The 433-nt window shown below is 68.4% G+C and carries 1 pseudogene; it reads left to right on the top strand.

Annotated features, from left to right (window positions below):
- A pseudogene (locus ACOADB_RS21185) lies at positions 1 to 433 on the top strand (ATP-dependent helicase); the annotation flags it as partial.

Genomic DNA, 433 nt, shown 5'->3' with positions numbered 1-433 from the left:
CGAGCTCGGCGACCTCGTCGGCTACCAGGTGCGCTTCACCGACAAGACGTCGAAGGCCAGCCGGATCAAACTGATGACCGACGGCATCCTGCTGGCCGAGCTCCAGCGGGACCGGATGCTGCGTCGCTACGACACGATCATCATCGACGAGGCCCACGAGCGCAGCCTCAACATCGACTTCCTGCTGGGCTACCTGCGCCAGCTGCTGCCCAAGCGGCCGGACCTCAAGCTGATCATCACGTCGGCGACGATCGATCCGGAGCGCTTCGCCGAGCACTTCGCGGCCGCCGACGGGACGCCCGCCCCGATCATCGAGGTCTCGGGCCGCACCTACCCGGTCGAGGTCCGCTACCGGCCTCTCATCGAGGAAGCCGAGGAGGACGCCGACGCCGAGCGGTTCGCCCGCGACCCCACCGAGGCGATCGTCGATGCC

The organism is Nocardioides sp. CPCC 206348 (assembly GCF_048654705.1).
Lineage (GTDB): Bacteria > Actinomycetota > Actinomycetes > Propionibacteriales > Nocardioidaceae > Nocardioides.
Note: the sequence above shows the minus strand (reverse complement) of the source record. Positions and strands in the feature narration are given on the sequence as shown.